The sequence below is a fragment of the Azorhizophilus paspali genome (assembly GCF_043587585.2).
Lineage (GTDB): Bacteria > Pseudomonadota > Gammaproteobacteria > Pseudomonadales > Pseudomonadaceae > Azotobacter > Azotobacter paspali.
Window position 1 is genome coordinate 3,564,730 of sequence record NZ_CP171449.1, and the last position, 12,739, is coordinate 3,577,468.

Below are 12,739 nucleotides of genomic sequence, written 5' to 3' on the forward strand. Positions count from 1 at the left end.
TCCTGTCAGCCAGCTTTTTTCAGTTGCCCCAGACGGGCCTTGAAAGCTTCGGTCAGTGCCGGCAGGACGGTGATGGCGTTACCGACGATGCCGTAGTGGGCGAAATCGAAGATGGGTGCGCTGGGATCGGTATTGATGGCGATGATCACGTCAGCCCCGTCCATGCCCACCCGGTGCTGGATGGCGCCGGAGATGCCGGCGGCGATGTACAGCTTGGGCCGCACGGTCTTACCGGATTGGCCTACCTGGCGGTCCAGCTCGGCCCAGCCGGCCTGGACGATGGGGCGCGAAGCGCCCACTTCGGCGCCGAGGACCTTGGCCAGATCCCAAACCAGTTGGAAATTCTCCTGGTTGCGCAGCCCACGGCCGCCGGCGACGATGATGTCGGCGAAAGGCAGGTTGGGCTTGTCGCGGGTATCGTCGGGGATGAACTCCAGCACCTTAGTGATGATGTCGGTCTCGATCATCGAGAACGGTACCTCGATGATCTCGCCGCTGCGGCTGGCGTCGGGCTCCGGCATGGCCATCACCCGCGGCCGCACGGTGGCCATCTGCGGCCGGTGGCGCTGGGTGAGGATGGTGCACAGTAGAGAACCGCCGAAAGTCGGACGGGTGGAGGCCAGGTTGCGGGTTTCCGTGTCGATCACCAGTTCGGTGCAGTCGGCCACCAGGCCGGTGCCCAGGGTGGTGGCCACCGAGCCGGCCAGGTCGCGGCCCAGGGTGGTGGCGCCGAGCATGAGGATTTCCGGCTGGTAAGTGTTGACCAGGTCGGTAAGCGCCTTGGTGTAGGGCTCGTTGCGGTAGTCCCGCAGAATTTCGTGCTGCAGCAGATAAGCCTTGTCGGCACCGTGCTGGAAGGCTTCGCCGCAGATTTCCTTGCCACGCTCGCCAGGGCCGCAGATGACCACACCGTAGAGCTCGACGCCCAGGGCATCGGCCAGCTTGCGGCCTTCGCCCAAAAGTTCCCAGGAAACCGGGTGCACCACGCCGCGCTCGCTTTCGATGCAGACCCAGACGTGACGGTAATCGACGAAGCGCGGGTCCAGTTCGACCTTCTTCTTCGTCGGCTTTTTCGGTTGTTCGCTCATGTGTTCGCTCCTCAGACCGCCCGCTTGGCGATTTCCTGTTCCAAGTTGGGATGCTGGGTGAACAGCTTGGCCAGCGCGGCCTCGGCCAGATTCTTCGGATCGCTGTCGTGGCTTTCGATGAGTTCGGCGCGCTTGCTGCGGGGCTTGGGCGCGAAGACCTTGCTGACCACCGTGGGGCTGCCTTTGAGGCCGATCATCTCCACCGTATCGATGCCGGCGGCCACGCGATCCCAGACCTTGAGTTCGTGGCGCGCGGCACGAAACAGGTCGTCCAGGTCGCCGAAACGCATTTCATTGGTGCCTTCCAGCATGGTGATCAGGCAGGGAAGGGAGGTCTCGAGCAACTGCACGCCGCCTTCGGCGCGACGCTCCACCCGGATTTCCTTCTTCTCGGTGTCGACGTCGACGATCCTGGACACATAGGTGAGCAACTGGTAGTCCAGGCGCTTGGCGATGCCAGGCCCGACTTGGGCGGTGTCGCCGTCGATGGTCTGCTTGCCGGTGAAGATCAGATCCACCGGCATGTCTTCCATGATCTTGCGAATGACAGCGCTGAGGGCATAGGAAGTGGCCAGGGTGTCGGAGCCGGCAAAAGCCCGGTCCGACACCAAGATGGCGTCGTCGGCACCAAAGGACAGGCACTTGCGTAGCGCCGCCTCGGCCATGGGCGGACCCATGGTGACCACGGTGACCGTGCCGCCGAATTTGTCCTTGAGGCGCAGTGCCTCCTCCAGGGCGAACAGGTCATAAGGGTTGATGATCGCCGGGACACCTTGGCGCATGATCGTGTTGGTGACCGGGTGAACCCGGATCTGGGCCGAATCCGGCACCTGCTTGATACAGACGACGCTGTGCATGGGATGGCACTCCGATAAGGGGGTGACGGGGCTCAGAGGGCTTGGTAGCGCGGTACGCTCTTATCGATGCGAATGCAATCGACCGGGCAGTTGGATACGCACTGGGGTTCGTCGTGGTCGCCTACGCATTCGGTGCACAGTTCGCTCTTGATGGCGTAGACGCCGCTCTTTTCATAGATGGCGTCGTTCGGGCACTCGGACTCGCAGGCAGCGCAGGCAGTGCATTCGGAACCGTTGATTTTGTAAGGCATGGGAAATCTCCTGATGAGCTATCGGCTAATTGGCTGACAGTGAGACTGCAATAGCCGTACCACATCTGAAATAAAGGATTTTTATATAAAAAAAACATAAAAATACTTTAAAATCAATCAGATAAAAATTGTTCTCTTTATGCAGGATATGCCCCACGCACATTGCTTTTAGTCGTGTTTGCTGCAAATAAAAACGCACCTTTGGAGCGGGCGGATAAGTCGGGATACAGAAACAGAGCCAGCGAGGGCAGGCAACCACCGATCAATCCGTTATGGTATCGCTACACTTTATCGTCCCGCCTATCCAAGGAGCCCGTATGCCCGACCATTTCCCCGTCGCGACCGGCAGGGAGCATCCCCATGCCGCATAGCCTTCCCCTGATCACCACCCTGGCCACCGCGTTCGGCCTGGCCCTGGTGCTGGGTGTCCTCGCCGTCCGCCTCCGGCTGCCGGCCCTGGTCGGCTACCTGCTGGCCGGCATCATGCTCGGCCCCTTCACTCCGGGCTTCGTCGCCGATGCCCAACTCGGCCACGAACTCGCCGAGATCGGCGTAATGCTGCTGATGTTCGGCGTCGGCCTGCACTTCTCCCTCGACGACCTTCTGGAAGTGCGCAAGATCGCCCTACCGGGCGCCGTGCTGCAGATCACCGTGGCCACTGCCCTCGGCGCCTTCGTCGCCGTCAATTGGGGCTGGAGCCTCGGCGGTGCACTGGTGTTTGGCCTGGCGCTGTCGGTGGCGAGCACCGTGGTGCTGCTCAGAACCCTGGAGGCGCACGGCGTCCTCGAATCCCTGAACGGGCGCATCGCGGTCGGCTGGCTGGTGGTCGAGGACCTCGCCATGGTGCTGGTGCTGGTGCTGCTGCCGCCACTGTCCGGCTGGCTGGGCGGTACGAGCGCGGAGGGTGCCGACGGCAACCTGTGGGGCACTCTCGCCCTCACCCTGCTCAAGGTATCGGCCTTCATCGCCCTGATGCTGGTGGGCGGCCGCCGGGTATTCCCCAAGCTGCTCTGGCTGGTCGCCGCCAGCGGCTCGCGGGAACTGTTCACCCTGTGCATCGTCGCCGCCGCGGTGAGCATCGCCTATGGAGCGGCCGAACTGTTCGGCGTGTCCTTCGCCCTCGGAGCCTTCTTCGCCGGCATGGTGCTGCGCGAATCCGAGTTCAGCCATCGCGCCGCCGAGGAATCGCTGCCGCTGCGCGAGGCCTTCGCCGTGCTGTTCTTCGTCTCGGTGGGCATGCTCTTCGACCCGTGGGTGCTGGTCGAGCAACCGCTGCAGGTGTTAGCCGTGGTCGGCATCATCGTGGTTGGCAAGTCGATCGCCGCCGCCGTCCTGGTCCTGCTTCTGCGCTACTCGCTGAACACCGCGCTGATCGTGTCGGCGAGCCTGGCGCAGATCGGCGAGTTCTCCTTCATCCTGGCCGGACTCGGGGTGAACCTGGGCCTGCTGCCGGTGGAAGGCCAGAGCCTGATCCTCGCCGGCGCGCTGATCTCGATCGCCATCAATCCGTTGGTGTTCAAGAGCGCCGAGCCGCTGCAGGCCTGGCTGGACTCGCACTCCAAATTGGCGCGGCGGCTGGAGCATCCCGTCGATCCGCTAGCCGAACTGCCGATGAGCACCCATGAACGCTACCTGTCCGGCCAGGTCGTGCTAGTCGGCTACGGTCGCGTCGGCCGGCGCATCGCCAAAGCCCTGGCCGAACGCGACATCCCCTACGTGGTGGCCGAGCAGAACCGCGAACTGGTCGAACGCCTGCGCGCCGACGGCGGCGCCGCCGTCTCGGGCGACGCCACGGACCCGGCGGTGCAGATCCAGGCGCACATCGCCCGCGCCAGCATGCTGGTGGTGGCCATCCCCGACACCTTCAACGCGCAGCAGATGATCACCACCGCCCGCACCCTCAACCCGACGATCGAGACGGTGCTGCGCACCCATAATGAGGAAGAGGCCGAGCTGCTGGAACGAGAAGCCGCCGGAAAAGTCTTCCTCGGCGAAAACGAATTGGCCAACGGCATGGCCCAGTACGTACTGAAGCGCTACGGGAAAGTCCACTGAGTGCGGGGGGCGGGACGTCGGCGCCGCCGGCCGTCCGGCGGCGCATGGCTATCCTCGGAAGATGATAAGAATTATCATCTTCTCCCGCCCTTGCCGAGCCGCGTCGTTCCCGCCGATGTCCGATCACGATTCCCCTGCCGACCTCGATCCGGCGGCCGCGCCGGCGCCGGACGAGGAGCAGGACTTCCTGCGGGTCTTCCTGGCCCAGCGCGAGCGGATGGAGGCCCTGGTCAGCCGGCGGGTCGGCTGCCGCGCCACGGCGGCGGACCTTATCCAAGACCTGTTCCTGCGTTTCTGGAAACGGCCCATGAGGCAGCTCGACGAACCCAGCACCTACCTGCTGCGCAGCGCACGTAACCTGGCCATCGACCATCTGCGCGGCGAAGGCAAGCGCAACCGCTCGCTCGACAGCCTGGCGCCGGAGCACGACGGCGCGACCGCCTCGCTCGAGACGGCGCTGCAGGCCGGCGACGAACTGCGCCTGGTCGAGGCCGCGCTGCGCGGCCTGCCGGAGCGCACCCGTCACATCTTCCTGCTCAACCGCATCCACGGACGCACCTACGGCGAGATCGCCAAAGCCATGGGACTGTCCCAAAGCGCTGTGGAAAAACATATGATGCGTGCCCTAGATACCTGCAAGGCGGCTCTCGAAGCAATGCCCGACAGCCGCGGCGCCACGTCAGGGAACGACCGTCGATGACTTCACCGCTCACCTTTGCCGCATCCACCGTCCAGGAACGAGAAGCTTGGCGCTGGCTTGTGCGACGACACACCGCGCCGGGCCGCGACAGGCCGGGCCGCGCCAAGCCGGTCTGCGACGAACGGGCCTTCGAGCGCTGGCTGGCCGCCGATCCCCGGCATCCGGAAGCCTACGCCAGGGCGGAAGCGGTGTGGATCTGCAGCGCCGCGCCCGCCGCCCGGCTGGCCGAGGAAGAGTCGGCCGCCCTCGCCGGCTATCTGGCGCGCATGGACGTACCCGCCAGCCGACGTCGTGGCCCGGCCTGGCGCGGCTCGGCCTTTCGCAGCCCAGCCTGGACGCTGGCCATGGCCGCCTGCCTGCTGCTGGTGCTCTGGACCGGCGGCTGGTGGCAGCCGCAACGCTGGCTCGGCGACCTGCGCGCCGACTACGTCTCGGCGCCCGGCCAGATCCGCGAACTGACCCTGACCGATGGCTCGCATCTGGTACTGGACAGCGACAGTGCTCTGGCGCTGCGTTTCGACCAACGCGAACGGCGGATCGAGCTGCTGCGTGGCGCCGCCGTCTTCAAGGTGGCGCACAACGGCCAGCCCTTCGTGGTCAGTGCCGAAGGCGGCGAGGCGCGGGTGCTGGGCACCGAGTTCGAAGTCCGCCGACTGCGCCAGCAGACGCGTGTCACCGTCGCCACGGGTCGGGTGGCGGTACGCGCCGACGAAACCGCCGAGCTGCCGCAGGCGGTGCTGCATGCCGGACAGCGGGTGGCCTTCGCCGGTGGCCGCCTGACTGCTCCCGAGACGATCGACAGCGGCGCCGCCCTGGCCTGGCGCCAGGGTTGGCTGGCCTTCTACCAGACGCCGCTGAGCGAAGTGCTGGAGCGCCTCAGCGACTACTACCCCGGCCGCATCCTGCTGCTCGACGACGATCTGGCGGCACGCCGCGTGACCGGTTCCTTCCCCAGTGCCAACCCGCACGCGGTCCTCGACTCACTGCAGGCGGTACTCGGCTTCCGGCAGCGCGAGCTACTCGGGCGGCTGATCGTCATCCACTGAATCGAGCAATCTCGATTTTTTTCATTTTCCGGTGAGGTAATCCGGCGCGGGCTCCGTGTAGTAGTCGAATTGCGATTCATTCGTATCGATGCAGACCATGCGCATGAGAAGACCTCAATGACCTACCGCTTCCCTCCCCTGTCCCGCCTTTCCCGACGGCTCCTGGCGACCGCCCTGCTGGGAGTCGGCCTGAACGGCCTGCCGCCGGCTCCGGCCCAGGCCGAAACCGCGCAGGTCGCCTGGCAGGACCGCCGCCACGACTTCGCCATCGCCGCCGGTGCGCTGCCACGGGCGCTCGGCGAATTCAGCCGGATCACCGGCCTCAGCCTAGTCTACACTGACGAGGCGCCGTACCAGGTGCAGAGCGCGGCGCTGCAGGGCAACCTGAGCGCCGCCGCCGCCCTCGAACGGCTACTCGCCGGCTCCGGCTATACCTATCGCCAGCTCGACGAGCGCACCCTGACCCTGCAGCGCTTGACCAGCGACGGCGCGCTGATGAACCTGCCGAGCACCCTGATCAGCGGCACCGGCGGCACACCGGACAGCTACCAGCCGGAGCCGGTCGCCTCGATCATGCGCAGCGACACGCCGGTGCTGGAGATTCCGCAGACGATCAACGTGGTCGCCGCCCAGGTGGTCAAGGACCAGCGCCCGCGCAACCTGGACGACGTACTGAACAACATCAGCGGCATCACCCAAGCCAATACCCTGGGCGGCACCCAGGACGCGGTGACCAAGCGCGGCTTCGGCGACAACCGCGACGGTTCGATCATGCGCGACGGCATTCCCTCGATCCTCGGCCGCAACTTCACCGCTAGCGTCGATCACGTCGAAGTGCTCAAGGGGCCGGCGAGCCTGTTGTACGGCATCCAGGATCCGGGCGGCGTGGTCAACCTGGTGAGCAAGAAGCCGGAACTGGTTTCCCGCCACGCCGTCTCGGCCAGCACCTCGTCCTATGCCCACGGGCGCAACGGCAGCGGCGGCCAGTTCGACAGCACCGGTGCGCTGGGCGACTCCGGGCTGGCCTACCGGCTCATCGTCGACTACGAGGACGAGGACTACTGGCGCAACTTCGGTACCAACCGCGAGACGGTCATCGCGCCCTCGCTGGCCTGGTACGGCGCGGACACCACCGTGCTGTTGAGCTACGAACACCGCGAATACAACTATCCGTTCGATCGCGGCACGGCCATCGATCCGGGCACCGGGCGACCGCTGGACATCTCCCGCAGGCGCCGGCTGGACGAGGAGTTCAACATCACCGACGGCCGCTCCGACCTGACCCGCTTCAGCATCGACCACGATTTCGACGAGCACTGGAAAGGCCACTTCGCCTACGGCTGGACCCGCGAGACCTACGACGACAACCAGGCACGGACGCTTGAGGTCAACACCAGCCGCAAGACCGTGAAGCGCCGCGTCGACGGCACCCACGGCGCGGTCAGCACCAACAGCTTCGCCCGGCTCGGCCTGAACGGCGACTTCGAGCTGTTCGGCCTGCGCCACGAACTGATGACCGGCATCGACAGCGAGAAGCGCAAGATCTTCCGCGCCGACCTGATCCGCGGCGCCACCTCGACGATCAGCTACAGCAACCCCGTCTACGGCCAGGTCGGGGCGTCCAACAACGTCGATGCCGCCAGCAGCGACCAGACCGACAAGCTGCGCACCGACTCCGCTTACATCCAGGACTCCATCCACCTGAACGAGCGCTGGATCCTGGTGCTCGGCACGCGCTACCAGCGCTACGACCAGTGGGCCGGGCGCGGCCGGCCGTTCCAGGCCAACACTGACGTCCAGGACCACGAATGGACGCCGCGCGCCGGCCTGGTCTACAAGGTGAGCGACGAGGTCTCGCTGTACGGCAGCTACACCTACTCCTTCAAGCCCAACTCGACCATCGCGCCGCTGGGCAACAACCAGATCCTCGACGGCTCGGTCGCGCCGGAAGAGGCGCGCTCCTGGGAGATCGGCGGCAAGCTGGACATTCCGGGGAGGATCACCGCGAACCTGGCGCTGTTCGACATCCACAAGCGCAACGTGCTGGTCAGCCAACTGGATGCCAACGGCGACAGTTACAGCCGCGCCGCCGGCAAGGTCCGCTCCTACGGCCTGGAACTGGACGTCAGCGGCCAGCTCGGCGAGCGCTGGAGCCTGATCGGCAGCTATGCCTGGCTGCACGCCGAGGTGACCGACGACCCGGAACTGGAGGACAACCACCTGCAGAACGTGGCCAAGACCACCGCTTCGGCCTCGCTGGTCTACGACGCCGGCAGCCTGTTCGGCGGCGACCAGTTGCGGCTGGGCGGCGGCACCCGCTACGTGAGCAAGCGCTCGGGGGACGCGGCCAACTCCTTCACCCTGCCCGCCTACACGGTGACCGACCTGTTCGCTACCTACGACACCCGGATCGGCGAACACAAGCTCGGCCTGCAGTTCAACGTGAAGAACCTGTTCGACAAAACCTACTACTCGTCCAGCGCCAACCAGTACTACGTGTCGCTCGGCGAGGCCCGGCAGTTCCAGCTCTCCACCACGCTGGAATTCTGAGAAGCCGCCCGCGACCTACCGACGGGACCGGCCCGCTACCGAAGCCGCGGCTTTCGCCGCGACCGGCACGCCGAGCAAGGCGCCGCGAGCCGCGCCGGATATCGGCCGGCCCGGCTCGATGGGTCCGTCAGTGGCTGCCGGCGGCCCTTGCGCGCAAGACCAGGATACCCCCAAGAACGAGGCCGATCGCTCCGGCCAGCCCCGAGGCGAGAAGCACCCCCAGCTTCGCGGCGCTCAGCAGGCTGGCATCGTCGAAGGCAAGCGTGGCGATGAAGATCGACATAGTGAAGCCGATACCGGCCAGACAGCCGATCAGCCACATCCACGACCAGTTCATGCCTTCTGGGAGACGGCACCAGCCCAGGCGGACCAGTATCCAACTGACGAGCATGATGCCCAGCGGCTTGCCGACGACCAGGGCCAGCGCAATGCCGAGCGCCACGCTCGACGAGCCGCCATTTCCCGGATCGACGCCATCGAGGTTCACGCCGGCGTTGGCGAGCGCGAACAGTGGCATGACCGCATAGGCGACCCATGGATGCAGCGCCATCTGTACACGGACGACGGGCGGCAGCAGTTCGCGCTGCGCGTGGCGAAGCCGCTTCACCGGCTGCATCAGGCGGTGCGCATCCGCCGGACCATGCTGTACTCGCTCGACGAAGTCCTTGATGGCGCATGTCGCCGTTTCGATGGGGCTCTCGACGCTGCGCGCCGGGAAGACCGGCGTCATCAAGCCGAGAATCACGCCCGCCAGTGTCGGATGCGCCCCGCTCCACAGCAGACCGAACCACACCAGGGCGCCGGGGATGACATAGGCATAGGCCGAGCCGATGCCGATCTGCTGGAAGCCCAGTACCAGCGCCATTCCGACTCCCGCGACCAAAAAGCCCGCCGGATCGAGCCCGCCCGAAAAGAACAGCGCGATGATCAGTACCGCAGCGATGTCGTCGATGATCGCCAGGGCCAGCAGAAAGACCCGCACGGAGCCGGGAATCGATTTGCCCAGCAAGGCTAGCACCCCCATGGCGAAGGCGATGTCGGTCGCCGTCGGTACCGCCCAGCCCTGGCGAAGGCCCTCGCCGCCGTTGACGGAGAGATACACAAGCGCCGGCATCGCCACGCCACCCAGGGCCGCCACCATGGGCAGAACGGCCTGGCCGAGACTCGCCAGGGCTCCGGCATGGATTTCCCTGCGGATCTCCATGCCGACGACCAGGAAAAACACCGTCATCAACCCATCGTTGATCCAAAAGTGCAGGGAATGCGAGACGACATGCTCGCCGATCCCGAAGGTGAGCGGCGTGTGCCACAGATGCGCATAGCTCGCTGCGGCCGGCGAGTTGGCCCAGATCAGGGCCGTGGCGGCGGAAACCAGCAGGACGATGCCGCTGACCGCTTCTATGTGGAGGAAACGCTCGAGGGCGTCGAAAGCTCTGTCGGCCAGGCGCTGCGCGGACGGCAACGCTTCTCGGGAATGGTCTCGATTCATGAGGTCGCTCGCATTCGGCTGTGCGGCGGCCCGACCGACACAAGAAACCTGTCCGGCCGCACCCGCGGACCCGACACCCGCCAACGACCCTACACAAACGAAGCTGAAATGTGAACCCGATTCCGCCGCGAACCTCTCCCGCGGGACGCCGCCCATCCGTCCGGAAACGCCTCAACTCGACCAGGCTTCATCGTCGTTTGCGACTTCGTCCAGCGATTCCGCCTATCCCGGCAACTCGGTAATCGTGCTGAAGTCGCTTATCTCGATGGCACCCGGCCCATAGCCGCGCAGGTGAAAGGAGAACGCCTTGTCGTCCTGGCCCCAAGGGAAATCCAGGCACGGCGATCTGGTGAACCACTCCCGCCCCAGGGTGGTGTTCGAAGTCGATGTGCGGCATGACCCGGTCCTTGGCCATGAACCTGAGGCCCGCGCCCTGCAGGTAGTGCGTGGTGAATTTGTTCTTGCGCAGGCGGGCCGGCAGGCAGTCCTGGTTGCACCGGGTCAGGGCCAGCATCTCGCCCCCCTTGGGCATGCCGTTGTCGAACTTGTCGTAGTCGCCGCAGAGCATCGAATACAGGCCGCGAATAGTCTGATGGGGGGGTGCAGCACGTAGTCGGGCGTGTTCATGCCGCGCTCGGCCCATGCGCTCAGATGCGGCATCGGGTTTTCCCGGTAGCTGCTGTACAAGGCATGCCGGTTCATCCCTACATAGGCGCCCGGAATGCCTTCGAGCACGACTAGAGCATTTTTTGAAAACACGAATTCGACATACAGGGGTTGCTCTTCCTGGTCATTTCGGGCCTCCTCTCCCGCTCAGACAAGGAGACTAGAATGGCTCGAGCATACAGTGCGGATCTTCGCCGACGCGTCGTCGACGCGGCCATGGGCGGGCTGTCGGCTCGGCAGGCCGCCGAGCGATTCGACATCGGCACGGCGACGGCGATCGTCTGGGTACGGCGCTTTCGGGAAGGCGGGGAGCTCGTCGCCCGCCGACAGGGCAAGCCCCGGGGCTTGCGGCTCGATCCCCATGCGCACTACCTGCTCGGCCTGCTCGAGCAAACCCCCGACCTGACGCTGGCCGAGCTCGCCGCAACCCTCGAGCGGGAGCGCGGTATTCGGGTCAGCCTGGCGACGGTATGGACGTTTCTCGACCGGCACGGCATGACGTTCAAAAAAAGACCGCGCATGCGGCCGAGCAGCAGCGGCCGGACGTCCAGGCAGCGCGACAGGAGTGGCTCGAGGAACAACCCGGCTTCGACTGGCGCAAGCTGATCGTCGTCGACGAAACCGCCGCCGCGACCAACCTGGCCCGCCTACGAGGCTGGGCCCCTCGCAGCGAGCGCTGCCTGGCCGCGGTCCCTCACGGTCACTGGAAAACCACGACCTTTACCGCCGGCCTGCGCATGGATGGGCTAACTGCTCCGCTGGTGCTCGACGGCGCCATGAACGGCCCGGCCTTCCTGGCCTATGTCGAGCAGGTTCTGGTTCCCGAGCTGACGCCCGGCGATATCGTGGTGATGGACAACCTGCCGGCCCACAAGGTGGCGGGGGTACGCCAGGCCATTGAAGGCGCAGGAGCCACACTGCGCTACCTGCCTCCCTATAGCCCCGACCTGAACCCGATCGAAAGGGCATTCTCCAAGCCCAAGGCGCTGCTGCGAAAGGCGGCGGCGCGGATCGTGCCGGAGCTGTGGCAGAGCATTGGCAAGGCGATTGCGCAGTTCTCGGCGCAGGACTGCAGGCACTACTTCGAGGCAGCCGGATATGAATCGGGATAAGGTAAAAATGCTCTAGCAGGCCGGCAATGCCCAGGTCCGACGGATAGCCGAGCGGGTCGGACCAGCCCAGGGTCAAGCGCGGGCTCTAGGGAACGGCGAGTAGCAAGCCGATCAGCGCGGCGAGGGAGGACAGAGGGTATTGCAGACAGCGACGAATGAGGCTCACGAAAATCCTGCCAGTCGAGGGCTTGTCATCGATTGTTTCCCTTGTTGCGGCGCAACCTGCGCCTGGCACGGGGCCAGGCGCAAGGAGAGGAGGACTCTACATTCCTAATGAATGACGAGCGACATGGCGCTTCGCAGCGGGTCATTATCCCAATGTGACAGGAATGCGAACAAACTGTGAACGTTTGGAAAGCCGAAGGCCGGACGACGCATCGCGCATCGTCCGGCCTTCAAGAGTGACGGCGGGCCGCGAAGCGGCTCCACCCTGGCGGATCAGCCGACAGCGCTCAGCTTGGACAGGTTGGCATGCCAGACATCCAGTTGCTCCACGTGCTCCGCCTCCTCGTCGGCGAATTCCGTGGCCATCGCCTTCACCTCCGGGTCGGCGGTTTCGTCGGCGATCTTCTGGTAGTACTCGTGGCTGCGCTGCTCGCCGTGCATGGCCAGCGCCATGGCACCGAGGACATCGATATCCGGGGCCACCGGCCCCCAGGCGGCTTCCGGGCTGGAACCCTCGGGCCAGTCGTACTCGTCGGCCGCCAGCTTCGGCAGATCGTGGAAACCGCCGCGCTCCATGGCCTCGCGCTGATGCAAGCGGGAATAGTGGGACATCTGCTGGAAAAAATCCGCCACCTCGGCATTGCCGAGGGCGATCATGGCTTCGGCCAGCTCGGCATAGCGGCGGGACGACTCCTTCTCCAACTGGATAGCATGGGCAAGGAAACGCTGAATCTCGTTCACGCCCCTCTCCTTTATCGAT

Annotated in this window: 10 protein-coding genes and 1 pseudogene; 5 read left to right on the plus strand and 6 right to left on the minus strand. The window is 65.5% G+C overall.

All coding sequences use genetic code 11. The features are described from left to right. Positions 1-5: 5 nt before the first annotated feature. Genes ACGI6K_RS17230 through ACGI6K_RS17240 form a run of 3 tightly spaced genes read right to left on the minus strand, consistent with a single transcriptional unit; the run spans position 6 to position 2,196 of the window. Positions 6-1,088 carry an electron transfer flavoprotein subunit alpha/FixB family protein gene (locus tag ACGI6K_RS17230; protein WP_376948150.1) on the minus strand — a complete coding sequence of 361 codons (1,083 nt, stop codon included), beginning with the start codon at positions 1,086-1,088 and terminating at the stop codon, positions 6-8. An 11-nt stretch (positions 1,089-1,099) separates the two neighbouring features. After that, positions 1,100-1,945 carry an electron transfer flavoprotein subunit beta/FixA family protein gene (locus ACGI6K_RS17235; RefSeq protein ID WP_376948149.1) on the minus strand — a complete coding sequence of 282 codons (846 nt, stop codon included), beginning with the start codon at positions 1,943-1,945 and terminating at the stop codon, positions 1,100-1,102. 32 nt (positions 1,946-1,977) lie between these two features. After that, positions 1,978-2,196, minus strand: coding sequence for a 4Fe-4S binding protein (locus tag ACGI6K_RS17240; RefSeq protein ID WP_376948148.1), 219 nt, complete (start codon positions 2,194-2,196; stop codon positions 1,978-1,980). 360 nt (positions 2,197-2,556) lie between these two features. Between ACGI6K_RS17240 and ybaL the strand changes: the two genes are divergently transcribed. From ybaL to ACGI6K_RS17260, 4 genes are all read left to right on the plus strand, one after another. Beyond that, entirely contained in the window at positions 2,557-4,251 is a 1,695-nt protein-coding gene (gene ybaL / locus ACGI6K_RS17245) for a YbaL family putative K(+) efflux transporter (RefSeq protein WP_376948147.1), read from the plus strand. A gap of 115 nt (positions 4,252-4,366) precedes the next feature. Beyond that, on the plus strand, positions 4,367-4,951 hold the full coding sequence (locus tag ACGI6K_RS17250) for an RNA polymerase sigma factor (RefSeq protein WP_376948146.1): 585 nt from the start codon (positions 4,367-4,369) through the stop codon (positions 4,949-4,951). Further along, a complete protein-coding gene (locus ACGI6K_RS17255; RefSeq protein ID WP_376948145.1) occupies positions 4,948-5,997 on the plus strand; it encodes a FecR family protein in 1,050 nt (349 codons plus the stop codon). Before ACGI6K_RS17250 ends, ACGI6K_RS17255 begins: the two co-directional genes overlap by 4 nt. A 117-nt stretch (positions 5,998-6,114) precedes the next feature. Next, a complete protein-coding gene (locus tag ACGI6K_RS17260; RefSeq protein WP_376948144.1) occupies positions 6,115-8,547 on the plus strand; it encodes a TonB-dependent siderophore receptor in 2,433 nt (810 codons plus the stop codon). Between the two features lie 127 nt (positions 8,548-8,674). Here the strand turns inward: ACGI6K_RS17260 and nhaA are convergent, their stop codons facing one another. Both nhaA and ACGI6K_RS17270 read right to left on the minus strand, forming a co-directional pair. Beyond that, on the minus strand, positions 8,675-10,036 hold the full coding sequence (nhaA, locus tag ACGI6K_RS17265) for a Na+/H+ antiporter NhaA (RefSeq protein WP_376948238.1): 1,362 nt from the start codon (positions 10,034-10,036) through the stop codon (positions 8,675-8,677). Between the two features lie 300 nt (positions 10,037-10,336). Next, positions 10,337-10,783, minus strand: a pseudogene (locus ACGI6K_RS17270) (sulfatase-like hydrolase/transferase); the annotation flags it as partial. 84 nt (positions 10,784-10,867) lie between these two features. On the opposite strand from ACGI6K_RS17270, the gene ACGI6K_RS17275 reads away from it, so the two are divergent. Next, positions 10,868-11,814 (plus strand): IS630 family transposase gene (locus tag ACGI6K_RS17275; protein ID WP_394542973.1). Its coding sequence is split into 2 segments (ribosomal slippage): positions 10,868-11,213 and positions 11,213-11,814, totalling 948 coding nucleotides; the frame shifts between segments, so codons are not numbered across the junction. A 438-nt stretch (positions 11,815-12,252) separates the two neighbouring features. Here ACGI6K_RS17275 and ACGI6K_RS17280 read toward each other — a convergent pair. Then, complete coding sequence (locus ACGI6K_RS17280; protein ID WP_376945741.1) at positions 12,253-12,720, minus strand: ferritin-like domain-containing protein; 468 nt, start codon at positions 12,718-12,720, stop codon at positions 12,253-12,255. Positions 12,721-12,739: the final 19 nt, after the last annotated feature.